The following is a 21,696-nucleotide window of genomic DNA, read 5'->3' as shown; positions in this document are numbered from 1 at the left end:
CGATGACCGGCACGTTCACCGTGGTCGGGATCGGTCCCGGCGACCCCGAGTTGCTGACGCTCAAGGCGGCGCGGCTGATCGGCTCGGCCGAGGTGGTCGCGTTCCACGCCGGCGTCAGCAAGCAGTCGCACGCGCGCCGGATCGCTGCCGCGGTCATCCCGGAGGGCGCGATCGAGGAGGAGCTGCGCTACCCGGTCACCACCGGGACGACCGACCACCCGGGCGGGTACGTCGGCGCGATGGCCGACTTCTACGAGTCCTGCGCCGTGCGGCTCGGCGCGCACCTCGACGCCGGCCGGGACGTGGTCCTGCTGGCCGAGGGAGACCCGCTCTTCTACGGCTCCTCGATGTACCTCCACGACCGGTTCAAGGGCGTCTACGAGACCTCGGTCGTGCCGGGCGTGCCCGCGTTCAGCGCCGCGACCGCGGCCGTCTCCGCGCCCCTCGTCCGGCAGACCGACGTACTCACGGTGCTGCCGGGGACCCTGCCCGAACCCGAGCTCGCGCGCCGTCTGGCCGACACCGACGGCGCGATCATCATGAAGCTCGGCCGTACCTTCCCCGCCGTCGTCTCCGCCCTGCGGCAGGCGGGCCGGTTGGAGGGCGCCTGGTACGTCGAGCGTGCCTCCCAGGCCGACGAGCGCTGGCTCCCGGTCAAGGACGTCGACCCCGAGTCCGTGCCCTACTTCAGCCTGGTCGTCGTGCCCGGCGACAGTGCCAAGGAGTCGACCGCCGCGCGTCTCCGCGTTGGTTTCGATACGGCCTCGGCTGGCGCCTCGGCCTGCTCGACCAACGGCGGTGCCGAGCTGCTCGTCGTCGGGCTGGGCCCCGGCCCGGACGCCTGGCTGACGCCCGAGGTGAAGGCTGTCCTGGACGAGGTGGACCACGTCATCGGCTACGGCCCGTACGTCGAGCGGGTGCCCCAGCGCGAGGGCCTCACCCGGCACGCCACCGGCAACACCGTCGAGGTCGACCGGGCGCGCCACGCGCTCGATCTGGCGCTCGCCGGCGAGAAGGTCGCCGTGGTGTCGGGCGGCGACGCGGGTGTCTTCGGCATGGCTGCTGCCGTGTTCGAGGCGGCCGAGGACCCGGCGTACGACGGCGTGCGCGTGCGTGTGCTGCCCGGACTGAGCGCTGTGCAGGCCGTGGCGGCCAAGGCGGGCGCGCCGATCGGCGCCGACTTCGCCGTGGTCTCGCTGAGCGACCGGCTCAAGCCGTGGGAGGTCGTAGAGCGGCGCCTGCGGGCGATCGCCGAGGCCGACCTCGTGCTGGCGATCTACAACCCCGCCTCGCGCAGCCGGACCGAGCAGATCGCGACGGCCCGCGAGGTGCTGCTCGAGCACAGGAAGCCCGACACGGTGGTGGTCGTCGGCCGCGACGTCGGCCGCGCGGAGGAGACGATCACCGTCACCACGCTCGCCGAGCTCGACCCGGCCAGCATCGACATGAAGTGCCTGCTGATCATCGGTGCCGAGAGCACCCGGATGGGCCGGGCGGGCGTGTGGACACCGAGGTACGTGCGATGACGATCCACTTCGTGGGCGCCGGCCCCGGCGCTGCCGACCTGCTGACCGTCCGCGCGACGCGGCTGCTGAGCCAGGCCGACGTGGTGCTCTTCCCCGGCACCTACCTCGACCCGGAGGTGCTCACCCACGTCAGCCCCGATGCCGAGCTGGTCGACACCCAGGCCCTCGACCTCGACGCGATCACCCGCCGGCTCGTCGATGCCCACGGGGCCGGCAAGCAGGTCGTGCGGCTGGCCTCGGGCGACCTGAGCGTCTACTCGGCGCTCGCCGAGCAGACCCGTCGCCTCGACACGGCCGGCGTGCCGTGGGACGTCACCCCCGGTGTCCCGGCGTACGCCGCTGCTGCCGCGCTGGTGGGCCGCGAGCTGACCGTGCCGCTGATCGCCCAGTCCGTCGTGCTCACCCGGACCCAGCGGCAGTCGACGGCGATGCCGTCGACCGAGTCCCTGAGCGCCTTCGCGGCGACCGGGGCGACCCTGGTGCTGCACCTGGCGATCACGCGCACCCGCGAGCTGATGGCCGAGGTGGAGGAGCACTACGGCGCGGACTGCCCGGTCGTGGTGGCCTACCGCGCCAGCCAGCCCGAGGAGCTCGTCCTGCGCGGCACCGTCGCGACCATCGCCGACCAGGTCGAGGACGCCGGCCTGCGCCAGGCCGCGATCATCCTGGTCGGCCGCGCGCTCGACCCGCGGCCCGGCGGCGAGTCGCACCTCTACGACTGCAACAGGAGACGCGATGCAGCTCTATGACGTGATCAACCGCCGGCGCGACACACGCCGGGAGTTCACGGGCGCGCCGGTGCCCGACGACGCGCTCGAGCGCGTCCTGTCGGCCGCGCACTGCGCGCCGAGCGTGGGGATGAGCCAGCCCTGGGACTTCGTGGTCGTGCGCTCGGAGGCCACGCTGAAGGCGTTCTCCGACCACGTGGCGACCGAGCGGGACACGTTCGCGGCCACCTTGGAGGGCGAGCGGCTGGAGACCTTCAACCGGATCAAGGTCGAGGGCATCAAGGAGTCGGGCCTGGCGATCGTGGTCGGCTACGACCCGACCCGCGGCGGCCCCAACGTCCTCGGCCGGCACGCCATCGCCGACGCCGGCCTCTACTCGGTCGTCTGCGCGATCCAGAACCTCTGGCTGGCCGCGACCGCCGAGGGCCTGGGAGTGGGCTGGGTCAGCTTCTACCGCGAGGAGTTCCTCCGCGACCTGGTCGGCATGCCGTCCCACGTGCGCCCCGTCGCCTGGCTGTGCGTCGGCCCGGTCGAGGGGCTGCCCGACGTACCCGATCTCGAGCGGTACGGCTGGCGCCACCGCTCACCCCTGGAGACCGTGCTCCACCAGGAGACCTACGGCTCGTCTCACTGAGAGTGACCTCTAGGTCACTCTGGGTGAGACACGAGCGCCCACTGCGTGACGGTGCGCAGCGGCGCCCAGCCGTGGAAGGTGCCGATCGTGTCGAGCTGCTCGACGGCGATGCGGGTGAGCTCGCCGCCGTGCTCGGCGTGCAGGCGGGCCAGGAGCTGCTCGGTCTCCAGCGTCACGCCGTGGACGACCAGGCGGCCGCCGGGTCGCAACGCCGCCAGGCAGGCCTCGAGGACGCCGTCGCGAGTGGCGCCGCCACCGACGAAGATCGCGTCGGGCGCGGGCAGGTCGGCGAGCGCGTCGGGGGCGCGGCCGGTCACCACCGCGAGGCAGGGTACGCCGAGGCTGCCGGCGTTGACCGCGATCCGCCCCGCGCGGGCCGGGTCGGCCTCGATCGCGGTCGCGGTGAGCGTGGGGTGCGCGCGCATCCACTCGATGCCGACCGAGCCGGCGCCGGCGCCGACGTCCCACAGGTGCTCCCCGGGGACCGGTGCCAGGCGGGCGAGCGCCGAGGCGCGCAGGTCGCGCTTGGTGAGCTGACCGTCGTGCCGGAACGCGTCGTCGGGGAGGCCGGTGGTCCAGCCGCCGACGTGCGGACCGATGCAGGCGACGGCGACGACGTTGAGCGGCGGCGCGGTGTCGATGCCGTCGGCGGCGCGCACCGTCGTACGGCTCTCGTCGGGGCCGCCCAGGTCGCCCAGGACGGTCAGCGTCGAGTCGCCGTACCCGTGGTCGACCAGCAGCGAGGCGACCTCCGCGGGCGTCGTGGAGTCGGAGGAGAGCACCAGGATGCGGCGGCCGGGCGCCAGCTGGCGGCGTACGAGCGCGACGTGGCGACCGACCACGCTGACCACGACCGAGGTCTCGGCGGACCAGCCCATCGCGGCGCGGGCGAGCGCGACCGAGGAGACGCTGGGCTCGATGGTGACGTGGTCGGGGCCGAGCAGCTCGACCAGGGTCGTGCCGATGCCGGACACGAGCGGGTCGCCGGAGGCGAGGGCGACGACCGGACCATCGCCGAGGCTGTCGAGCAGTGACGGCAGGCCGCTGCGCAGCGGTGAGGGCCACGGCACCCGCCGGGCCGCGATCTCGTCGGGGACGAGCTGGAGGTGGCGCTGCCCGCCGAGGATCGTGGCCGCGGCGGCCACGCGGTGGCGGGTCTCGGGCAGCAGCCCGTCCCAGCCGCCGGCGCCGATGCCGATCACATGGAGAGAACGGGCGGTGCTCATGTGCACGGACGCTATCGTGAGGGCGACAGAGCACGAGGTGCCCCAACGGTGAGAGCCCGCGGGGAGAATCTGGGAAGCCGGTGGGATTCCGGCACAGGCCCGCTGCGGTAACAGTCCGAAGACCGGCCTCGCGCTCACGTACACCTGACCAATGGCGAAGCGAGCGGGAGCCTCCATGCCGGTGCACTACCCCTTCACTGCTGTTCTCGGCTGCGAGCCGGACGCACTCGACGACATGGGCCTGGCCCTCGTCCTCACCACCATCAGCCCGTCCATCGGCGGTGTGCTGGTCCGCGGTGAGAAGGGCACGGCCAAGTCGACGACCGTGCGCGCGCTGGGCAGCCTGTTCCCGCCGCTGGTCGAGCTGCCGATCGGGGCCACCGAGGACCGGGTGATCGGCTCGATCAAGCTCGAGTCCGCGCTGACCGAGGGCCGGATCGAGGTCGAGGAGGGCCTGCTCGCCCGCGCCGACGGCGGCCTCCTGTACGTCGACGAGGTCAACCTGCTGCACGACCACCTGGTCGACCTGCTGCTCGACGCGGCCGCGATGGGCCGGGTGACCGTCGAGCGCGACGGCGTCTCGGTCGAGCACGCCGCCCGGTTCGTGCTGATCGGCACCATGAACCCCGAGGAGGGCGAGCTGCGCCCGCAGCTCCTGGACCGCTTCGGCCTGACGGTCGAGGTCGCCGCCCCGCGCGATCCGTCGCTGCGGGCCGAGGTGGTGCGGCGTCGGATGGCCTACGACGCCGACCCGTCCGCGTTCTCCGACCGCCACGCCGCCGCCGAGGCAGCCCTGGCCGAGCGGATCGGCTTCGCCCGCGAGCAGGTCGAGAAGGTCCGCCTGAGCGAGGCCGCGCTGCTCAAGATCGCCGAGGTGTGCGCGGCGTTCGAGGTCGACGGCCTGCGTGCCGACATCGTCACCGCGCGTACCGCGCTCGCCCACGCCGCGTGGGTGGGCCGCTCCGAGGTCACCCGCGAGGACATCCGCCGCGCCGCGCTGCTGGCGCTGCCGCACCGCCGGCGCCGCAACCCGTTCGACGCGCCCGGTCTCGACGAGGACCTGCTCGACCAGGTGCTCGGGGACGAGGAGCTCCCACCCGAGCCGCCCGAGGGTGGTCCGGAGGGCGAGGGTGAGCGTCAGGGTGAGGGGGACGGCGCGGCCGAGCCCGGGCCTGCCGAGCCGGGCGCGACCGACGACGGTCTCGAGCCGGGCGACAGTGCGCCCTCCTCGACCACGGAGGCGCCGACGCAGTCGACGGAGCCGACGGAGCCGACCGCAGGCGCGCCCGCGCCGAGCAGCACGGTGGGCGCGGGGACGCCGTACCGCCCCAAGAACCTCAAGGTCGCCGGCCTCGGCGACGGTACGGCGGGCCGGCGCAGCCGGGCGATGTCGAGCACCGGTCGCCGGGTCGGCGCGCGTCCGGGCAGCACCGGGAGCCTGCACCTGGTCGAGACGATCAAGGCGACGGCGGCGAACGGCCTGGGGAAGCCCGGCCAGCGGCCGCGGATCAGGCCGCAGGACCTGCGGATCGCCGTACGCGAGGGGCGGGAGGCCAACCTGGTGCTGTTCTGCGTCGACGCGTCGGGATCGATGGCGGCGCGCAAGCGGATGTCGCAGGTCAAGACGGCGATCCTGAGCCTGCTGCTCGACGCCTATCGCAAGCGCGACAAGGTCGGCCTGGTCACCTTCCGTGGCGACGCCGCCGAGCTGGCGCTGCCGCCGACCCACTCGGTCGACGCCGCGGCCGCACGGCTCGAGGGGCTCCCGGCCGGAGGCCGTACGCCGCTCGCGGCCGGCCTCCTCGAGGCGGCGAACGTGCTGCGCCGTGAACATCTCCGGGACCCGCGGCTGCGACCGCTGCTGGTGGTGGTGACCGACGGTCGCGCCACCGACGGCAAGGACGCGGTGGCGCGGGCGCGGCAGGCGGCGACGTACGTCGCCAGTCTCGGCGTGAGCACCGTGGTCATCGACAGCGAGAGCGGGCCGCTGCGGCTCGGGCTGGCGCGCGAGCTCGCGCACCTGCTGGGTGCCGAGCACCTGCCGGTGGCCGAGGTGAGCGCCGAGACGCTCACCAGCACCGTGACCGGGAAGGTGGCCTGAGATGCCGCAGGGAGTGCCCGAGAACGTCCCGAACGACGGCCTGACCACGCGCCAGCGCCGCAACCGGCCGCTGCTGATCGTCCACACGGGCGAGAACAAGGGCAAGAGCACGGCCGCGTTCGGGCTGGGCCTGCGGGGCTGGAACCAGGGCTGGAACGTCGCGGTGTTCCAGTTCGTGAAGTCGGCGAAGTGGAAGGTCGGCGAGGAGTCGGCGTACCTCGCGCTCGGCCAGCTGCACGAGGAGACCGGCGTCGGTGGGCCCGTGCAGTGGAACAAGATGGGCGACGGCTGGTCCTGGTCGCGCAAGAAGGGCGAGGACGAGGACCACGCCCAGGTCGCGCGCGACGGCTGGGAGGAGATCAAGCGGCGGATGCTGGCCGAGGAGCACGACCTCTACATCCTCGACGAGTTCGCCTACCCGGTGAAGTGGGGCTGGATCTCCGCCACGGAGGTCGCTGAGTTCCTGCGCGATCGGCCGGGTCATCAGCACGTGGTCATCACCGGCCGCAACGTCGCGCCGGAGATCATCGAGGTGGCCGACCTGGTCACCGAGATGACCAAGATCAAGCACCCGATGGACGCCGGCCAGAAGGGCCAGAAGGGCATCGAGTGGTAGCCAGGCTGGTCGTCGCCGCGCCCTCCACGGGCCAGGGCAAGACCACGATCGCGACCGGCCTGATGGCCGCGCTGCGGGCGAGCGGGCTCGAGGTGAGCGGCCACAAGGTCGGGCCCGACTACATCGATCCCGGCTACCACGCGCTGGCGACCGGACGTCCCGGTCGCAACCTCGACCCGCACCTGGTGGGGGAGTCGCGCATCGCGCCGCTGCTCCTGCACGGTGCGCGCGGCGCCGACGTCGCGATCATCGAGGGCGTGATGGGCCTCCACGACGGCCGCCTCGGCACGGGTGGGTTCGCCTCGACCGCGCACGTCGCGCGACTGACCTCCTCGCCCGTCGTCCTGGTGCTCGACGTCGCCCGCCAGTCGCGGACGGTCGCGGCCATCGCGGCCGGGCTCGCGGCGTACGACCCGTCGATCCACGTCGCCGGAGTGATCCTGAACCAGGTCGGCTCGTCGCGGAACACCGCCGAGATCACCGGCGCGCTGGAGGAGATCGGCCTCCCGGTCCTCGGCGCCGTCCCCCGCGACGCGTCCTTCGCCAAGCCCTCGCGCCACCTCGGCCTCGTGCCCGCCGCCGAGCGTGGCGAGTCGGCGGAGACGATCGCGGCCCTGGGGGCGTACGTCGGCGCGCACGTCGACCTGGCTGCCGTGCGTGCGCTCGCCGAGAGTGCGCCGGACCTCGACGCGGTTCCCTGGGACCCCTCCGCCGAGCTGGCCGCCGTCGGCTTCACCGCTGCGGCCGGCGCCGAGCGGCCCGTCGTCGCAATGGCCGGCGGCCGCGCCTTCACGTTCCGCTACGCCGAGACCGAGGAGCTCCTCCGCGCAGCGGGGTGCGACGTCGTCACCTTCGACCCCCTCACCGCTCCTTGCTTGCATGCATGCAAGGAGGCTATGGACACCCCCAGCCAGCTTGCATGCATGCAAGCAAGTCCGGACGGCCTGTACCTCGGCGGGGGCTTCCCCGAGGTGTACGCCGAGCAGCTCGCCGCGAACCGCCCGCTGCTCGACGAGATCCGCGCGGCAGTGGAGCAGGGCCTGCCCACGGTCGCCGAGTGCGCCGGCCTGCTCCTCCTGGCACAGTCCCTGGACGGCGTACCGATGGCGGGCGCGATCAAGGCCGATGCGGCGATGGCCGAGCGACTGACGCTGCGCTACCCGGTCGCCGAGGCGGCCGGCGACAACCTGCTGACCCGTGCGGGCGAGCAGGTGACCGGCCACGAGTTCCATCGCACGGCGACGACCCCGGCGGCAGGGTCGCGACAGGCTCGCCCCCCGGAGGCCGCGTGGCTGATCGACGGAGAGGCGACCGGCTGGGCCAACGCCACCCTCCACGCGTCGTACCTCCACGTCCACTGGGCCGGCCATCCGCACCTCGTGGCCCGTTTCGTCGAGGCGGTGCGTGCCCGTGCCTGACCCGCTGACGAACCCGCTCGGCCACCACGGCGACGTCGAGGTCGGCGACGGCCTGCTCGACTTCGCGGTCAATGTCTTCGTGGGTCCGCGCCCGGACTGGCTGGACGCCGCCCTCCGGCGGGCGATCGACGACGTCGCCGCCTACCCGGATCCCAGCGAGGCGGCCGCCGCGATCGCCATCGCCCACGGCCGAGCGATCGATGCGGTGCTCCCCACCGCCGGCGCCGCCGAGGCGTTCACGCTGATCGCGCGGATGCGTGCGTGGCGGCGGCCGGCCGTCGTGCACCCCCAGTTCACCGAGCCGCACGCCGCGCTGCTCGCCGCCGGGCACGAGGTCACGGTGGTCGAGACCCGCGCCGACTTCACCCTCGACCCGGACGCCGTCCCGGACGACGCCGACCTGGTCGTCGTCGGCAACCCGACCAACCCGACCGGCATCGTGCACCCGGCGGCTCAGATCCGCCGGCTCACCCGCCCCGGCCGGGTCGTCGTGGTCGACGAGGCGTTCATGGACACGATCCCCGACGAGGGCGAGTCGCTCAGCGTCGACGGCGAGCCCGGCCTCGTCGTGCTGCGCAGCCTCACCAAGCACTGGTCGATCCCGGGCATCCGTGCGGGCTACGTCGTCGGAGATGCCGAGGTCGTCGCCGAGCTCGGGCGCCAGCAGACGCCGTGGTCGGTCTCCACGCAGGCCATCGCCGCGATCACCGCGTGCCTCTCGCGGCAGGCGCTGGCCGAGAGCCGCGACCGCGCCATGCTCATCGACGAGTGGCGCCTGCACCTCGAGGCCGGCCTCACCCGCCTCGGTGTCGAGCACGTCCCCTCACGCACCTCCTTCGTGCTGGCCCGGGTGGGCCGCGGCGTCCACGAGGCGCTGCGCGAGCGCGGCATCGCCGTACGCCGGGCCGACACGTTCCCCGGCCTGGACGCGAGCTGGGTGCGAATCGCCGTACGGCCCGAGGACCTGACCGACAAGCTCCTCCTCGCCCTGGACGAGTGCCGGTGAGCCGCGCCCTCGGCCTGCTGGTGGGGTACGCCGCCGACCGCCTCCTCGGCGACCCGCGCCGGTTCCACCCCGTGGCCGGCTTCGGCGCCGCGGCCCACATGCTCGAGCGCAGGATGTACGCCGACAGCCGACTGCGCGGGGCGGCGTACACCGCGACGCTGGTCGGCGGGGCCGTCACCCTCGGCGCCCTCGCCCCGAGCAACACGATGACGACGGCACTCGCGACCTGGGCCGTCCTGGGAGGGCGGAGCCTGGAGCGCGAGGCGGAGGCGGTCCACGCCCACCTGGCCGCCGGCGACCTGCCCGCCGCGAGGCAGCGCCTGACCCATCTCGTCGGCCGCGACACCAGTGAGCTGACCGAGCAGGAGGTCGCTCGGGCCGTGATCGAGTCAGTGGCCGAGAACACCTCCGACGCCGTCGTCGCGCCGTTGGTGTGGGGTGCTGTCGGGGGAGTGCCGGGCCTGCTGGGCTACCGGGCCGCGAACACGCTCGACGCCATGGTCGGGCACCACAACGTGCGCTACGAGCGGTTTGGCTGGGCGAGCGCGCGGTTCGACGACCTGGTGAACCTGCCCGGCTCCCGGCTGGGCGGCGTCCTCGCGACAGCCCTCGGCGGAGACCCGCGGCAGGCGGCAGCCGCCTGGCGGAGGGACGCGGCCCAGCACCCGAGCCCCAACGCCGGCGTGGTCGAGTCGACGTTCGCCGGGTCGTTGGGGATCCGCCTCGGCGGCACGAACACCTACGACGGCGACCGCGTCGAGCACCGCGCGGTGATGGGCGACGGCCGTACGCCGGAGCCGGCCGACATCCCGCGCGCGAACCGCCTCGCGACCCGGGTCGGCATCGGCGCCGCCGTCGTCACGGCCGTCGTCGCGACCGCTGGTCGAGGAGGTCGCGCAGCGACCGTCTCGAGACCCCGAGACCGCCGATGACCGCCACGATCCTGGTCGGCATGTCGATCGCGGAGGCCGACGCGCGCGACGAGCTCCTCGCCGCAGCAGCACGAGAAGGAGCGAGCATCGCGTTCCTCCAGATGGCCGACCCCAGCCTGTCCGCCGAGCTGACCCGCCTCGCCGACGAGGGCCACCCGACGATCACCCTGATCGGTGTCAGTCGCGGCCCGCTGGCTCCGGGCCAGTCCTGGCTGAGCCGGATCGCGGCGTACTGGCTGAAGGAGCGGACCGGCACCAAGCCGGAGGTTCGCGTCGCCAAGCGCCTGGCCACGGAGCTCGACGACCTCCCGCGGGAGACCCGCCCGGTCACGACGTACGAGCCCGGCCTGACGTCGGACGCCTGGGAGACCGTCAGCAGCCACCGCCACCAGGTCAACATCTGCCGCGGGCCGCGATGTACGGCGAAGGGCGCGGTCGACAACCTGCGCGCGATGGTGCTCGCGATGATGGAGCACGACGTGACCGACGACGACGTGCTGCTGGTGCACACGGGCTGCCAGTTCCCGTGCAACCAGGCGCCGGTGGTCAGCGTGCAGCCGGACGACGTCTGGTACGGCCAGGTCGACCCGGCCGCGGCGAGCGAGATCGTGACGAGTCATCTCATCGGTGGCGCGCCCCTCGCCGAGAAGCGCCTGAGCAGATAGGGTCGAAGGGCACGACGGACGTGAGGAAGCCGGTGAGAATCCGGCACGGTCACGCCACTGTGAGAATCCTGAGCGATCAGGGCTCGAAGTCAGATCTTCCGCCGACGTGCTGCCCGCCCAACAAGGGAACGTTGTATTCCTGAAGGAGCATCACGTGAGCAACACGTCTGCTATCTCCACGCCCGTCGCCGCGCCGATCGTCTCGGTGAACGCGAAGACCGTCGCGCTGCTCGTCGGCGTCGCCTTCCTCGCGCTGCTGGCCTACTACTTCATCGGCATCGACGAGGGCGCCATGTCGCTCTCCGGCAAGAGCATGCTGCTGCACGAGTTCTTCCACGACGGCCGCCACTTCATGGGCTTCCCCTGCCACTGATCCTCTCGGCAGGGAAGAACTGAACATGGTCAAGCAGCTGCTGGGCCGCGGCGCGCTCTCCGGAGCCGTCGCGGGCCTCGTCGCCTTCGTCTTCGCGCGCGTCTTCGCGGAGCCGCAGATCCAGGCGGCCATCGACTTCGAGTCGGCCCACTCCCACGAGCACGGCGCGGAGATGTTCAGCCGTGCGGTCCAGGCCGACCTCGGCCTCGGCGTCGGGATGATCCTCTTCGGCGTCGCGATGGGTGCGCTGGTCGCGGTCGGCTACTCGGTCGCGATCGGCCGCACCGGCCGCGTCCGCCCGTTCCAGCTCGCGCTGCTGCTGCCGGCGTTCTACGGCGTCGGCGTCTTCGTGGTGCCGTTCCTGAAGTACCCCTCCAACCCGCCGGCCATCGGCCACGCGGACACGATCCGCGAGCGCGGGGCGGCGTACCTCGTCGCGGTCGCGGCCTCCTGCATCGCGCTCTTCCTGGCGGTCCATCTCGGCCAGAAGCTGCGCGCGCGGACGACCCTCTACCGCTCCGTGCTGGCCGCCGGCCTGGGCTACGCGGTCGTGATGGCGGTGGTGCTCGCGCTGCTGCCGTCGTACGCCGAGACGCCGGCGGGATTCCCCGCGGACGTCCTGGCCAGGTTCCGGGTGGACGCGATCATCAGCCAGGTCCTGCTGTGGGGGACCATCGCACTCGTCTTCGCGCCCCTGGCCGAGCGCGTCCTCGCGCCCGCGACGGCCGAGTCCGAGCAGGTCGCCGCGCTCGTCTGATCGTCTCGTCTCACTGAGAGTGGTCCATAGATCACTCTCAGTGAGACGACTCAGGCAGCCGGCACTCCCAGTGCCCGCAGATCACGCGCGACCACGTCCGGATCGTCGCGCAGCTCGCGTGCCGAGCACCGCACGATCGTGCGACCCGGTCCCGAGAGGCGACGCTGGCGGGCCAGGTCGTCCTCCCAGTGCTCGGTCTCCATGTGGAACGCGCCGTCGACCTCGAGCACGATCACGTGACCGTTCGGCAGGTGCCACTCGCAATCTGTGAAACGCAGCCTGCCCGAGGAGTCGCGGCGCTTCGTCTGCCTGTCCGGTAGCCGGAGTCGGAAGGCGTTACACATCCGCCTCACGTCGATCTCCGCGACCGACTGCGCACCGCCCGCGATCTCGCCGAGGGCGACGCGGAATCGTGGCGCGCCGCGCAGGGGGCGCAGCCGGTCCACCCAACCGAGCAGCAGCTCGGGCGATGTGAGCTGCTGCTGGACGGCCGCGGCGAGCACACCCTCCGCGGTGCGATGGGAACGCTGCCGCGACGCGAACCGCAGCACCGCCGGTTCGATGGCCGCACAGGGGATCTCGCTTCGACGGTCGCGAAGCAGCGCCAAGGAGTGACGGGTCTGGACGAACGTGATGCCGTCGATGCCGGAGTTGGGAGCATTCTCCTTGTCGACCAGCACAGTGATCTCGTCGCGAGTCCAGTTGCGCAGCCCGAGATGCTCCGCCGCGGTGAGGTCGCCCAGCACCGCACCCGCGCCCGCATGCAGCACTCCCCACCACTTGCGCTGCTCGCGCGACAGGGCGCCCGTCGTCGTGCTGACGACGGTCGGTCCGAGCGCGAGCCACCTCTCGGTCGCGATCCGATGCCGGACCGCCCAGCGATCGACTCCGAGTGCGGCGAGCTGAGCGCGGGTCAGCAGCCCGTGCTGAGCCTGTGCCAGGTCCCGCCAACCACCCCGAGTCATGCAGGAACCGAAGCACGGATCGGCCGTCGTCGCTCGCGTCCTCCACAGGCCCCTCTCGTCTCACTGAGAGTGACCTATGGACCACTCTCAGTGAGACGAGACCCAGTCGAAGGCGGCGTGCACGTCGTTGACCACGTCAGCGTCGGGGGGAGCCGCGGGACGGCGTACGACGACGACCGGGACGTCGAGCTCGGCGGCGGCCTGCATCTTCGGCCAGGTGTAGCTGCCGCCGGAGTCCTTGGTGATGAGGACGTCGGCGCCGTGCTCGCGCATCAGGGCGAGCTCGCCGTCGTGGGTGTACGGGCCGCGGCTGGTCAGCAGCGTCCAGGCGCGGGGGAGCGTGATCTCCGGCTTGTCGACGACGCGCGCCAGGACGGCGTGGTCGCCCAGCAGCGGGACGAAGCGGCCCAGCTCCTGGCGCCCGACCGTGAGGAACGGACGGTAGCCGAGGAGCGCCGCGCACTCGGCGGCCTCGTCGTGGGAGTCGACATAGCGCCAGGCCGGGTCGGGCGCCCAACCGGGACGCTCGAGGCGCAGCAGCGGCACGCCTGCCTGCCGGCAGGCGGCCAGTGCGTTGGCCGACATCCCCCTGGCGAACGGATGGGTCGCGTCGACCACCAGGTCGTGGTCCCGGAGTGCGGCGACCAGGCCGGAGACGCCGCCGAAGCCGCCGATGCGGACCGGCCCGACGGGCAGCCGTGGCTCCGCGACGCGACCGGCGAGCGAGGACATCACGTCGACACCGGCGTCCACCAGGAGCGCCGCCAGCTCGCGCGCCTCGCTGGTGCCGCCGAGCAGCAGGACTCTCATGCCACACCCCCGGGCGGGATGACCGGCAGACCGGCAGGTGCGCCGGAGCGGGCGAGGTCGAGCAGAGCGGGGACGTCGAGGTGCTCCTCGACGAGGTCCGCGATCAGGTCGATCCGTCGCGAGCGTGCCTCGGGGAACGACGCGGAGGAGCTGACGTCGAGGTGGTCGGCGAGGAACCGCGCGCGGACCGCGTCGTCCTCGAGCGATCCGTGGACCATCGTCCCGACGACCGTGCCGGAGACGGTCGAGCCGGAGACCCGGCCGTGGTGGATCTCGTACCCGGCCAGCTCGTGCAGCCGCAGCGTCTTCTCCGCCATGAACGTCGTGACGGCGTCGGTGAGACCGAGCCCGTCCACGACCACGCCGGAGCCACCCTCGATGCCGTCCGGGTCGGCGATGGTGCGACCGAGCATCTGGCAGCCGCCGCAGATGCCGAGCACCGGCTTGCCGCGACGTGCGTGCTCGATGACGGCGACGTCCAGGCCCCGTGACCGCATCCACGCCAGGTCGCTGATCGTCGCGCGGGTGCCGGGCAGCACGACGAGGTCGGCATCGGAGAGGTCGCGCGGGTCGGCGACGAAGGTGACGTCGAGGTCGGGCTCGAGACCGAGCGCATCGAGATCGGTGAAGTTGCTGATCCGCGGGAGCCGCACGACCGCGACCTTCTTGGCGCCGACCGCAGCGCGCCGCCCCTCGAGGTCGAGCGCGTCCTCGGAGTCCAGCCAGAGCTCGGGGCTCCAGGGGAGGACGCCGTACGTCGTCCGCCCGGTCGCGCGCGTCAGCATCTCGATCCCGGGGCGGAGCAGCCCGACGTCCCCGCGGAACTTGTTGACCACGAAGCCGGCGATGAGCGCCTGGTCCTCGGGCTCCAGCAGGGCGACGGTCCCGAACATCGCGGCGAACAAGCCGCCGCGGTCGATGTCGCCGACGACGACGGTGGGCAGCGACGCGTGGCGGGCGAGCCCCATGTTCACGTAGTCACCCGCCCGCAGGTTGATCTCGGTCGGGCTCCCAGCACCCTCGGCGACGATCACCTCGAAGCGCGAGGCGAGGTCGTCGTACGCCGCGTGCGCGGCCTCTGCGAGGTGCCTGCGGCCGGACTCCCAGCTGCTCGAGGAGACCTCGCCGGCCGGCTTGCCCATCAAGACGACGTGGGAGCGCCGGTCGCTGCCGGGCTTGAGCAGGACGGGGTTCATGGCGGGCTCGGGCGTCACGTTCGCCGCGAGGGCCTGCACCCACTGGGCCCGCCCGATCTCGGCATGCTCACCGGTGGCCGGGCCTGCCGAGACCACCATCGAGTTGTTCGACATGTTCTGCGCCTTGTACGGCGCCACCTTCACACCGCGCCGCGCGAAGGCACGGCACAGCCCGGTGGTGAGGATGCTCTTGCCGGCGTCGGAGGTCGTGCCGGCGACGAGGAGGCCACCCATCAGGGCGCCCGCAGCAGGTAGATGTCCATCACCCAGCCGGCCTCGTCCTTGGCGGCGTCACGGGCCTCGGCGAGCGCGTCGCGCACGTCACCGACCCGGCCGGCGACCAGCCGCTCGGAGGGGGCGCCGAGGTTCGCGCCCCACCAGATCGACCAGTCCTCGAGCCCGTCCAGGTCCAGCGACGAGCCGAGGTAGACGACCAGGTTGGTCTGCCCGGCGGCGATGTCCTCACGCAGCCGACGGGCCGTGGTGATGTGGACGGGAGCGCCGACGGTGTGCAGCACGATCTTGTGCCGGGCCGCGAGGATCGAGGGGGCGGAGATACCGGGCAGGACGTCGTGCTCGCCGAGCTCGGAGACGATCCGGATCGTCGAGTCGTAGAGCGACGGGTCGCCCCACACCAGGAACCCGACCGTGCCGCCACGCTCCTCGATGACCGCGCGGTATGCCGCGACGCGGGCCGCGTGCCAGTCCGCGACCGCGGCGACGTAGCCACCGTCGCCGACCGGCTCGCGGTCACGGTCCGGGTCGGGCACCGCGACCAGCTCGACGCCGTACGCGTCGCAGATCTCGCGCCGCACCGCGAGCAGCGCGTCGTCCTCGCGCTTCGACGCGGCGAGGACGTAGTCGCAGCCGCGCAGGGCCGCCGCCACCTCGGGGGTGAGGTGCTGCGGCCCCATGCCGAAGCCCAGGACCTTGATGGTCCCGACGGGCTCAACCACCGGTGGGCCCGTCCTCCAGGTCGCCCTCGACCTCGAGGTAGACGGCGTTCATGGCGTCGATGACCTCAGGATCGGGCTCCTCCCACAGGCCGCGGTCGGCGGCCTCGTGGAGCCGCTCGACGATGCCGCGCAGGGCCCACGGGTTCGACGTGCGCAGGAAGGCCTGGTTGGTCTCGTCCAGGACGTACTCCTTGGCGAGCTTGTCGTACATCCAGTCCTGCACGACGCCGGCGGTGGCGTCGAAGCCGAAGAGGTAGTCGACGGTCGCGGCCAGCTCGAACGCACCCTTGTAGCCGTGGCGCTGCATCGCCGCGATCCAGCGCGGGTTGACGACGCGGGCGCGGAAGACCCGTGCGGTCTCCTCGGCCAGCGTGCGGGTCCGGATCGCGTCGGGGGTCGTCGAGTCGCCGACGTACGCCTTGGGGTTGGTGCCGGTCAGCGCGCGCACGGTGGCGACCATGCCGCCGTGGTACTGGAAGTAGTCGTCGCTGTCGGCGATGTCGTGCTCGAGGGAGTCGACGTTCTTGGCGGCGACCTTGATCCGCTTGTACGCCGCCCGCATGTCGTCGGCCGCCGGGGCGCCGTCGAGACCGCGGCCGTAGGCGAAGCCGCCCCAGGCGGTGTAGACCTCGGCGAGGTCCTGGTCTGAGCGCCAGTTGCCCGACTCGACGACCTGGAGGATGCCGGCGCCGTACGAGCCCGGCTTGGAGCCGAAGATGCGCGTGGTGGCCCGTCGCTCGTCCCCGTGGGCGGCGAGGTCGGCCTGCGCGTGGGCGCGCACGAAGTTGAGCTCAGCGGGCTCGTCGAGCTCGGCGACCATCCGGACCGCGTCGTCGAGCATCGCCACGACGTGCGGGAACGCGTCGCGGAAGAAGCCGGAGATCCGGACCGTGACGTCGATGCGCGGGCGGCCGAGCTCCTCGAGCGGGACGACCTCGAGCTTGTTGACGCGACGCGACTGCTCGTCCCACTCGGGACGTACGCCGAGCAGCGCGAGCACCTCGGCCACGTCGTCACCGGAGGTGCGCATGGCGGACGTGCCCCAGACGCTCAGACCGACCGAGGTCGGGTGGTCGCCGGTCTCGGCGACGTACCGCTCGATCAGCGAGTCGGCCATCGCCTGGCCGGTCTGCCAGGCCAGGCGGGACGGGATCGCGCGTGGGTCGACGGTGTAGAAGTTGCGTCCCGTCGGCAGCACGTTGACCAGGCCGCGCAGCGGCGAGCCGGACGGTCCAGCCGGGATGTAGCCGCCGTTCAGCGCGTGCAGGACCGCGGACATCTCGTCGGTGGTGCGGTCGAGCCGCGGGACGACCTGGGTCGCTGCGAAGTAGAGGACCCGCTGGACCTCGGGGTCGGCGTGCAGCTCCTCGGCCGCGGCCGGGTGCCAGCCGTGCTTCTCCATGCCCTCCACGAGCGCTCGGGCCTCGGCCTCGAACGCGTCGACCTCGGCGCCGGTGGTCGAGCCTGTCGAGGCCATGCCGAGAGCGGTCCGCAGACCCGGGACCGCGTTGCCGACCCCGCCCCAGACCTGACCGGCCCGCAGGATCGCGAGCACCAGGTTGACCCGCGCCTCGCCCATGGGTGCAGCACCCAGGACGTGCAGGCCGTCGCGGATCTGGGAGTCCTTGATCTCGCAGAGCCAGCCGTCGACGTGCAGCAGGAAGTCGTCGAACTCGGCGTCGTCGGGGCGCTCCTCGAGCCCGAGGTCGCGGTGCAGCTCGGCGGCGTGCATCAGCTGCCAGATCTCGCCACGGATCGCCGGCAGCTTGGCCGGGTCCATCGTGGAGATCTTGTCGTACTCCTCGAGCAGCGCCTCGAGCCGCGCGATGTCGCCGTACGACTCCGCCCGCGCCATCGGCGGCACGAGGTGGTCGATGATCGTGGCGTGCGCGCGGCGCTTGGCCTGCGCGCCCTCGCCCGGGTCGTTGACCAGGAACGGGTAGACCAGCGGCAGGTTGCCGAGAGCGGCGTCGGTGCCGCAGCTGGGGGAGAGGGCCGCGTTCTTGCCGGGCATCCACTCCAGCGAGCCGTGCTTGCCGAGGTGGACGACGGCGTCGGCCTGGAAGCCGTTGGCCAGCCAGCGGTACGCCGCGAGGTAGTGGTGCGTGATCGGGAGGTCGGGGTCGTGGTAGATCGCGACGGGGTTCTCGCCGAAGCCGCGGGGCGGCTGGATCATGACGACCACGTTGCCGGCCTGGAGGGTGGCGAGGACGATCTCGTCCTGGTCGTTGACGAAGAGCCTGCCGGGCGCCTCGCCCCACTTCTCGGCCATCGCGTCGCGCAGGTCCTCGGGCAGGTGAGCCGTCCACTCGGCGTACTGCTGCTTGGTGATGCGGACGTGCGCGTCGGTCAGCTGCGCGTCGGTGAGCCACTCCTCGTCCTGGCCGCCGGCCGCGATGAGCGCGTGGATCAGCGCGTCGCCGGCCTCGGTCTCGTCCTCCAGGTCGAGGAGCCCGGCGATGGTCGAGCCTGTCGAGACGCCGAGGTCGTAGCCCTCGTCGCGCATGCGGCGCAACATCCGGATCGCCGAGACGGGGGTGTCGAGACCGACGGCGTTGCCGATGCGGGCGTGCTTGGTGGGGTACGCCGACAGCACGACGGCGACCCTCTTCTCGCTGTTCGGGATCCGGCGCAGGCGTGCGTGGTTGACGGCGATGCCGGCGACGCGGGCGCAGCGCTCGGGGTCGGCGACGTACTGGGGAAGGCCCTCCTCGTCGAGCTCCTTGAAGGAGAACGGGGCGGTGCTGATCCGGCCGTCGAACTCGGGGATCGCGATCTGGCTGGCGTAGTCGAAGGGCGTGACGCCGTCGTCGCTCTCCTCCCACTCCTGCCTGCTGCTGGTCAGGCAGAGGCCCTGGAGGATCGGGATGTCGAGCGCGGCCATCCGCTCGACGTCCCACGCCTCGTCGTCGCCGCCGGCGCTCGCGGTCGCGGGGGTGCTGCCGCCGGCCGCGAGGACGGTGACGACGAGCGCGTCGAGGGTGCCGAGGGCGTCGTACAGGTCATCGGGCGCGGAGCGCAGCGACCCCGCGAAGATAGGTACGCCGACGGCCTGGCCGGTGGCGTCGATGGCGTCGGCGAGCGCGTGGGCGAAGGCGGTGTTCCCGCTCGCCTCGTGGGCGCGGTAGTAGAGGACGCCGACTCGCGGCTTCTCGGTGGTCGAGCTGGTCGAGACCCGCTCGGCGTACCCCCACGCGGGGATCGGCGCGGGCGCCTCGAACCCCTCACCGGTGAGCAGCACCGTGTCGGAGAGGAAGGCGTGCAGCTGACCGAGGTTGGCGGGGCCGCCCTCGGCGAGGTAGAGGTGGGCCTCGGCAGCGACGCCCATCGGGACGGTGGAGCGCTCCATCAGCTCGGCGCTGGGCGCCTGCTCGCCGCCGAGGACGACGACCGGCACGCTCAGCGCGGCGTAGCCCGGCCACAGGTCGTCGGGGGAGCCGAGGAGGCGGATCACGACGAGGTCCGCGCCGTCGACGACGGCGTCGATCTCGGCGTCACCGAGCCGGGCGGGGTTGCCCCAGGCCCAGTCGGCGCCGGAAGCCCTCGCGGAGAGCAGGTCGGTGTCGGACGTGGAGAGCAGAGCAAGGCGCATCAGCGCGGTCCTCCTCGGGGTTCTCGCCCCTGTAGCGGTCGGATGCGCTCGTGGCAGTGTCTGGCTGTGACAGTGGCGGAACCGCCCCGGACTCGCACCGGGTTCCTGACCGACGAGCGTGTCGAGCCTACGGGAGAATCGTGCGCGTGAGTGAGCCGGTCTACCTCGTGCGCCACGGGCAGTCGGAGTGGAACGTCCTGGGCCGGATGCAGGGCCAGACGCACCACCCGCGGCTGACCGCGCTCGGCCGGCTCCAGGCCGCCGGTGCTGCGGAGCTGCTGGCCGGCCTGCTGCCTGCCGGCAGCCAGCCCGCGCTGTTGACCAGCGACCTCGCGCGCGCCGTCGAGACAGCGTCGATCATCGGCTTCCGGCTCGGGGTGCGGCCGTGCGGCGACGTACGTCTGCGCGAGCAGCGGTACGCCGACGTCGACGCCGCTGGTGCCGAGACCACTGACGAGCTGGAGGCGCGGATGGCCGGGGTGCTGTCGTCGCTGTCCCGGTCGGTGCCGGTGGTGCTGGTCTCGCACGGCGACGCGATCCGGGCGGCGCTGTCGGTCCTGGGTGTGGCGGTGCCTGCGGAGATCGGGAACGGCGCCGTGGGCTGCTGGGACGGCGTACGGCTCAGCTGGGCGGAGCCGTCAGCACCGGCGTCGCCGTCGTGACCTCGAGCCGCTGCGTCGGCGTGGTCCTGGAGACCGTGCCCCGGACCTGCTGCCAGCCGCCGCCGTCGACCCGGTAGTCCGCCGACCAGGTGGTCGTGAGGCTCGGCCGTACGACGCCCTTGCGCCGGTACCGGTGGAAGTCGGTCAGCTGCGGGTACTTGCCGCCTGCGGCGGTGGTGCTCAGGTGCTGCCCGTCGCCGAAGGTGAAGTCATAGGTCTGGACGTGGATCCTGAGGGTGACCCGGTGGCCCAGGAGCGTGACGGTCCTGGTGAACGGGTCGCCGCCGGTTGCGTAGAAGTTCGTCTTGAAGTTCACCAGGGTGCGGCCCTTGATGGGTTGGATGTGGAGGGCTGGCGTCGGGACGGGGATGCGGCGGAAGGCGCGGGCGACCGCATCCGCCACGGTGGCTGGGCTCGAGCTCGTGTGGACGCAGCTCGCAGGGCTGACGTCGACTGCGCCGTTGACTCCCAGCTGGAAGCCGATCGCCGTGACGCTCCCACCTATGCAATGGGTGTTGCAGACCAGTTGACCGCAGGCGACGTAGGTCGGAACGGTGGGGACTTCGCTGCTGCTTCCGCCCGTTGTGTGATGGTGATTGGCGCCCTCGCCGGCTAGGCCGAAGCCGCCGCCAACCGGAGTCACATCGACGTTGTCGCTGACGAAGCGGCTGGCTGCGAAGGCGATGACGATCAGCGGATGGACCATGACGAGATCTGCCAGGTGGCCATGAACTGCTGTACCCCCATCGTGATCTGCGCATCGGATGGCGGAAAGCGACGGTCCAGCTTGCCGGCGCCTGTCACTCGCTCACCTGTCGTCCTCGCTCGAATGATGACGGCGAACGCAGGTGTCGCAGTCGAGGGCAGCGGCAGCTTCTGGGCACTGGCCGACAGCAGTCTGTACCGTCCGCCACTGATCTTTCCGCCGGCGCGGTAGACGCTGTCGATCCACTTGCGACCGGCAGTGCACGCTCGACATGATCCGTGCTGAAGGACGCTCAGGTACTTCGTGTCGCCAGTGGCCTGGGCGTAGTTCACGACCTGCCAGTAGTACTTGGCGAACGCGATGGCACCGGCCTTGCTGTCGACGGTAGCTGCGCCGGGCATCTGCGGCTCGACCGGAGCGGTGTTGGTCGGTGACGGAGAAGTCGATGAGCTGCTGGGCGACGCCGGCGGGGGAGCAGGGTCCGACCCGCAGGCGGTCAGCGTGAGCAGCGCGGCGGCGACAAGGATGCGTTTCAAGGCGGTCCTCCCGAGATGAGGTACTGGGAACCTACGCCGCGGCCCGCGCAGTTCGCCAGCACCAGGAGCCGGGCTGTGGACAAGCATCAGCCCGGCGAGAGCCGGTGTCCGCGTCCTTGCTTGCATGCATGCAAGGAGGCTCAACCCGCGTCCTTGCTTGCATGCATGCAAGGAGGCTCGACCCCCGTCCCTGCCCTGAAGCTCCTATAGATCGTCAAGCGGCAATGTGGATGTCGGGCGCTGGTGCCGTGTCGCCTAGTGCTTCTCGGATGAGGGGCAATAGTTCGCGGG

Annotated in this window: 18 protein-coding genes, 1 pseudogene and 1 riboswitch; of the genes and pseudogenes, 11 read left to right on the top strand and 8 right to left on the bottom strand. The window is 72.3% G+C overall.

The window, feature by feature from the left end:
• Positions 1 to 2 precede the first annotated feature (2 nt).
• Genes cobJ through bluB form a run of 3 tightly spaced genes read left to right on the top strand, consistent with a single transcriptional unit; the run spans position 3 to position 2,888 of the window.
• On the top strand, positions 3 to 1,526 hold the full coding sequence (cobJ, locus tag ACYVJ3_RS15625) for a precorrin-3B C(17)-methyltransferase (RefSeq protein ID WP_460853998.1): 1,524 nt from the start codon (positions 3 to 5) through the stop codon (positions 1,524 to 1,526).
• Positions 1,523 to 2,275 (top strand): precorrin-4 C(11)-methyltransferase, encoded by a 753-nt coding sequence (cobM, locus tag ACYVJ3_RS15620; RefSeq protein WP_460853997.1) that lies wholly within the window; start codon positions 1,523 to 1,525, stop codon positions 2,273 to 2,275. The genes cobJ and cobM overlap by 4 nt, the downstream gene beginning before the upstream one ends.
• Positions 2,262 to 2,888 carry a 5,6-dimethylbenzimidazole synthase gene (gene bluB, locus ACYVJ3_RS15615; RefSeq protein ID WP_460853996.1) on the top strand — a complete coding sequence of 209 codons (627 nt, stop codon included), beginning with the start codon at positions 2,262 to 2,264 and terminating at the stop codon, positions 2,886 to 2,888. The genes cobM and bluB overlap by 14 nt, the downstream gene beginning before the upstream one ends.
• A gap of 14 nt (positions 2,889 to 2,902) precedes the next feature.
• Here the strand turns inward: bluB and cbiE are convergent, their stop codons facing one another.
• A complete protein-coding gene (cbiE, locus tag ACYVJ3_RS15610; RefSeq protein ID WP_460853994.1) occupies positions 2,903 to 4,114 on the bottom strand; it encodes a precorrin-6y C5,15-methyltransferase (decarboxylating) subunit CbiE in 1,212 nt (403 codons plus the stop codon).
• Positions 4,115 to 4,132: 18 nt separating this feature from the next.
• A riboswitch (cobalamin riboswitch) is annotated at positions 4,133 to 4,259 on the top strand.
• 6 nt (positions 4,260 to 4,265) lie between these two features.
• Here cbiE and ACYVJ3_RS15605 point away from each other — a divergent pair.
• The 7 genes and pseudogenes from ACYVJ3_RS15605 (at position 4,266) to ACYVJ3_RS15575 (ending at position 11,982) form a co-directional block, all read left to right on the top strand.
• Positions 4,266 to 6,215, top strand: coding sequence for a VWA domain-containing protein (locus ACYVJ3_RS15605; RefSeq protein ID WP_460853993.1), 1,950 nt, complete (start codon positions 4,266 to 4,268; stop codon positions 6,213 to 6,215).
• Between the two features lies 1 nt (position 6,216).
• Positions 6,217 to 6,831, top strand: a complete 615-nt coding sequence (gene cobO / locus ACYVJ3_RS15600) for a cob(I)yrinic acid a,c-diamide adenosyltransferase (protein WP_460853992.1) — start codon at positions 6,217 to 6,219, stop codon at positions 6,829 to 6,831.
• Positions 6,825 to 9,255, top strand: a pseudogene (locus ACYVJ3_RS15595) (cobyrinate a,c-diamide synthase). Before cobO ends, ACYVJ3_RS15595 begins: the two are co-directional and overlap by 7 nt.
• Positions 9,252 to 10,187, top strand: coding sequence for a cobalamin biosynthesis protein (locus ACYVJ3_RS15590; protein ID WP_460853991.1), 936 nt, complete (start codon positions 9,252 to 9,254; stop codon positions 10,185 to 10,187). Before ACYVJ3_RS15595 ends, ACYVJ3_RS15590 begins: the two are co-directional and overlap by 4 nt.
• Positions 10,184 to 10,852 carry a (2Fe-2S) ferredoxin domain-containing protein gene (locus ACYVJ3_RS15585; protein WP_460853990.1) on the top strand — a complete coding sequence of 223 codons (669 nt, stop codon included), beginning with the start codon at positions 10,184 to 10,186 and terminating at the stop codon, positions 10,850 to 10,852. Before ACYVJ3_RS15590 ends, ACYVJ3_RS15585 begins: the two co-directional genes overlap by 4 nt.
• Before the next feature lie 154 nt (positions 10,853 to 11,006).
• Positions 11,007 to 11,225, top strand: coding sequence for a CbtB domain-containing protein (locus ACYVJ3_RS15580; protein WP_460853989.1), 219 nt, complete (start codon positions 11,007 to 11,009; stop codon positions 11,223 to 11,225).
• A 25-nt stretch (positions 11,226 to 11,250) separates the two neighbouring features.
• On the top strand, positions 11,251 to 11,982 hold the full coding sequence (locus tag ACYVJ3_RS15575; RefSeq protein WP_460853988.1) for a CbtA family protein: 732 nt from the start codon (positions 11,251 to 11,253) through the stop codon (positions 11,980 to 11,982).
• A gap of 50 nt (positions 11,983 to 12,032) precedes the next feature.
• Here ACYVJ3_RS15575 and ACYVJ3_RS15570 read toward each other — a convergent pair whose 3' ends face one another.
• From ACYVJ3_RS15570 to cobN, 5 genes are all read right to left on the bottom strand, one after another.
• Positions 12,033 to 12,947, bottom strand: a complete 915-nt coding sequence (locus ACYVJ3_RS15570) for a hypothetical protein (protein ID WP_460853986.1) — start codon at positions 12,945 to 12,947, stop codon at positions 12,033 to 12,035.
• 87 nt (positions 12,948 to 13,034) lie between these two features.
• A complete protein-coding gene (locus ACYVJ3_RS15565) occupies positions 13,035 to 13,757 on the bottom strand; it encodes a cobalt-precorrin-6A reductase (protein ID WP_460853985.1) in 723 nt (240 codons plus the stop codon).
• Positions 13,754 to 15,187 (bottom strand): cobyric acid synthase, encoded by a 1,434-nt coding sequence (locus ACYVJ3_RS15560; protein WP_460853984.1) that lies wholly within the window; start codon positions 15,185 to 15,187, stop codon positions 13,754 to 13,756. Before ACYVJ3_RS15560 ends, ACYVJ3_RS15565 begins: the two co-directional genes overlap by 4 nt.
• Entirely contained in the window at positions 15,187 to 15,909 is a 723-nt protein-coding gene (cobF, locus tag ACYVJ3_RS15555) for a precorrin-6A synthase (deacetylating) (protein ID WP_460853983.1), read from the bottom strand. Before cobF ends, ACYVJ3_RS15560 begins: the two co-directional genes overlap by 1 nt.
• Positions 15,902 to 19,501 (bottom strand): cobaltochelatase subunit CobN, encoded by a 3,600-nt coding sequence (gene cobN, locus ACYVJ3_RS15550; protein WP_460853981.1) that lies wholly within the window; start codon positions 19,499 to 19,501, stop codon positions 15,902 to 15,904. The genes cobF and cobN overlap by 8 nt, the downstream gene beginning before the upstream one ends.
• 146 nt (positions 19,502 to 19,647) lie before the next feature.
• Between cobN and ACYVJ3_RS15545 the strand changes: the two genes are divergently transcribed.
• Positions 19,648 to 20,163: a histidine phosphatase family protein gene (locus ACYVJ3_RS15545; RefSeq protein WP_460853980.1), complete on the top strand. Its 516-nt coding sequence runs from the start codon at positions 19,648 to 19,650 to the stop codon at positions 20,161 to 20,163.
• Here ACYVJ3_RS15545 and ACYVJ3_RS15540 read toward each other — a convergent pair.
• Together ACYVJ3_RS15540 and ACYVJ3_RS15535 are read right to left on the bottom strand one after the other, a co-directional pair.
• Positions 20,123 to 20,566 (bottom strand): hypothetical protein, encoded by a 444-nt coding sequence (locus tag ACYVJ3_RS15540; RefSeq protein WP_460853979.1) that lies wholly within the window; start codon positions 20,564 to 20,566, stop codon positions 20,123 to 20,125. The genes ACYVJ3_RS15545 and ACYVJ3_RS15540 overlap by 41 nt on opposite strands.
• A 287-nt stretch (positions 20,567 to 20,853) precedes the next feature.
• Positions 20,854 to 21,405: a DUF6318 family protein gene (locus tag ACYVJ3_RS15535; protein ID WP_460853978.1), complete on the bottom strand. Its 552-nt coding sequence runs from the start codon at positions 21,403 to 21,405 to the stop codon at positions 20,854 to 20,856.
• Positions 21,406 to 21,696 lie beyond the last annotated feature (291 nt).

The organism is Nocardioides montaniterrae (genome assembly GCF_054782655.1).
The sequence above is the reverse complement of the archived record's forward strand: the minus strand, read 5'-3'. Positions and strand labels throughout refer to the sequence as shown.

Bases quoted from the DNA above. Each gene is read 5' to 3' on its own strand.
- cobO (WP_460853992.1), top strand. From the start codon at position 6,217: ATGCCGCAGGGAGTGCCCGAGAACGTCCCGAACGACGGCCTGACCACG.
- cbiE (WP_460853994.1), bottom strand. From the start codon at position 4,114: ATGAGCACCGCCCGTTCTCTCCATGTGATCGGCATCGGCGCCGGCGGC.
- cobM (WP_460853997.1), top strand. From the start codon at position 1,523: ATGACGATCCACTTCGTGGGCGCCGGCCCCGGCGCTGCCGACCTGCTG.
- ACYVJ3_RS15605 (WP_460853993.1), top strand. From the start codon at position 4,266: ATGGCGAAGCGAGCGGGAGCCTCCATGCCGGTGCACTACCCCTTCACT.
- cobN (WP_460853981.1), bottom strand. From the start codon at position 19,501: ATGCGCCTTGCTCTGCTCTCCACGTCCGACACCGACCTGCTCTCCGCG.
- bluB (WP_460853996.1), top strand. From the start codon at position 2,262: ATGCAGCTCTATGACGTGATCAACCGCCGGCGCGACACACGCCGGGAG.
- ACYVJ3_RS15560 (WP_460853984.1), bottom strand. From the start codon at position 15,187: ATGGGTGGCCTCCTCGTCGCCGGCACGACCTCCGACGCCGGCAAGAGC.
- ACYVJ3_RS15570 (WP_460853986.1), bottom strand. From the start codon at position 12,947: ATGACTCGGGGTGGTTGGCGGGACCTGGCACAGGCTCAGCACGGGCTG.
- ACYVJ3_RS15585 (WP_460853990.1), top strand. From the start codon at position 10,184: ATGACCGCCACGATCCTGGTCGGCATGTCGATCGCGGAGGCCGACGCG.
- ACYVJ3_RS15565 (WP_460853985.1), bottom strand. From the start codon at position 13,757: ATGAGAGTCCTGCTGCTCGGCGGCACCAGCGAGGCGCGCGAGCTGGCG.
- ACYVJ3_RS15575 (WP_460853988.1), top strand. From the start codon at position 11,251: ATGGTCAAGCAGCTGCTGGGCCGCGGCGCGCTCTCCGGAGCCGTCGCG.
- cobJ (WP_460853998.1), top strand. From the start codon at position 3: ATGACCGGCACGTTCACCGTGGTCGGGATCGGTCCCGGCGACCCCGAG.